The sequence below is a fragment of the Pseudomonas sp. 203-8 genome (assembly GCF_020708595.1).
Taxonomy (GTDB): Bacteria; Pseudomonadota; Gammaproteobacteria; order Pseudomonadales; family Pseudomonadaceae; genus Pseudomonas; species Pseudomonas aeruginosa.
The window spans coordinates 395,629-397,736 of the sequence record NZ_JAJFDF010000005.1; the positions used below are offsets into that span (position 1 = coordinate 395,629).

At 61.6% G+C, this 2,108-nt stretch carries 1 protein-coding gene; it reads right to left on the minus strand.

Annotated elements, in window-relative coordinates; all coding sequences use genetic code 11:
• A partial coding sequence (locus tag LJF27_RS14425; protein ID WP_267498094.1) for an MBG domain-containing protein occupies positions 1 to 2,108 on the minus strand: 2,108 nt, incomplete at both ends.

The window sequence follows — 2,108 nt, forward strand, 5'->3', positions numbered from 1 at the left end:
GGTCAGGTTATTGCCCTGGTAGCTCAGGTCGTAGTTGCCGCTGTTCAATGCCAGGTCGCCCTGGTTGATGCCATACACACCCACGTTCTCGCCTGCGGCGCGGTTCAGCCCGCCGGTCAGGATCGAACCGGCGCTGTCACCGTTCTTCAGGCCGCTGACCTGGTAGGTCAGGCTCGGGTCGGCATCGCCGTAGACCTTGGTCTTGGCATCGGCGATCACATTGAGCAGTGCCTTGGTGATGGTCAGGTTGTTGCCCTGGTAGCTCAGGTCGTAGTTACCGCTGTTCAATGCCAGGTCGCCCTGGTTGATGCCATACACACCCACGTTCTCGCCTGCGGCGCGGTTCAGCCCGCCGGTCAGGATCGAACCGGCGCTGTCGCCGTTCTTCAGGCCGCTGACCTGGTAGGTCAGGCTCGGATCGGCATCGCCGTAGACCTTGGTCTTGGCATCAGCGATCACATTCAGCAGTGCCTTGGTGATGGTCAGGTTGTTGCCCTGGTAAGCCAGGTCATAGTTACCGCTGACCAGACCCAGGCCACCCTGCTGAATCGCATAGTTGCCTACGTTTTCGCCGGAGACACGAACCAGGCCGCCGCCATTGAGCACCGCGCCAGCGGTATCGCCATTCTTCAGGCCGCTGACCTGGTAGGTCAGGCTCGGGTCGGCATCGCCGTAGACCTTGGTCTTGGCGTCGGCGATCACATTCAGCAGCGCCTTGGTGATGGTCAGGTTATTGCCCTGGTAGCTCAGGTCGTAGTTACCGCTGTTCAATGCCAGGTCGCCCTGGTTGATGCCGTACACGCCGACATTCTCGCCAGCCACGCGGCTCAGGCTGCCACCGTTGAGCACCGCGCCAGCGGTATCACCGTTCTTCAGGCCGCTGACCTGGTAGGTCAGGCTCGGATCGGCATCGCCGTAGACCTTGGTCTTGGCGTCGGCGATCACATTCAGCAGTGCCTTGGTGATGGTCAGGTTATTGCCCTGGTAGCTCAGGTCGTAGTTACCGCTGTTCAATGCCAGGTCGCCCTGGTTGATGCCATACACACCCACGTTCTCGCCTGCGGCGCGGTTCAACCCACCGGTCAGGATCGAACCGGCGGTATCACCGTTCTTCAGGCCGCTGACCTGGTAGGTCAGGCTCGGATCGGCATCGCCGTAGACCTTGGTCTTGGCGTCGGCGATCACATTCAGCAGCGCCTTGGTGATGGTCAGGTTGTTGCCCTGGTAAGCCAGGTCATAGTTACCGCTGACCAGACCCAGGCCACCCTGCTGAATCGCATAGTTGCCTACGTTTTCGCCGGAGACACGAACCAGGCCGCCGCCATTGAGCACCGCGCCAGCGGTATCGCCATTCTTCAGGCCGCTGACCTGGTAGGTCAGTGCCGGATCGGCATCGCCATAGACCTTGGTCTTGGCATCGGCGATCACGTTCAGCAGTGCCTTGGTGATGGTCAGGTTGTTGCCCTGGTAGCTCAGATCGTAGTTGCCGCTGTTCAATGCCAGGTCGCCCTGGTTGATGCCGTACACGCCGACATTCTCGCCAGCCACGCGGCTCAGGCTGCCGCCGTTGAGCACCGCGCCAGCGGTATCGCCATTCTTCAGGCCGCTGACCTGATAGGTCAGGCTCGGGTCAGCGTCGCCATAGACCTTGGTCTTGGCATCGGCGATCACATTCAGCAGCGCCTTGGTGATGGTCAGGTTATTGCCCTGGTAGCTCAGGTCGTAGTTCGCGCTGAGCAGGCCCAGTCCACCCTGGTTGATGCCGTACACGCCGACGTTCTCGCCAGCCACGCGGCTCAGGCTGCCGCCGTTGAGCACGGCACCGGCGGTATCGCCGCGCTTGAGACCGGAGACCTGGTAGGTCAGCGCCGGATCGGCATCGCCATAGACCTTGGTCTTGGCATCGGCGATCACATTGAGCAGTGCCTTGGTGATGGTCAGGTTATTGCCCTGGTAGTTTAGGGTGTAATTGCTGCTGACCAGGCCCAGTCCACCCTGGTTGATGCCGTACACGCCGACGTTCTCGCCAGCCACGCGGCTCAGGCTGCCGCCGTTGAGCACGGCACCGGCGGTATCGCCGCGCTTGAGACCGGAGACCTGGTAGGTCA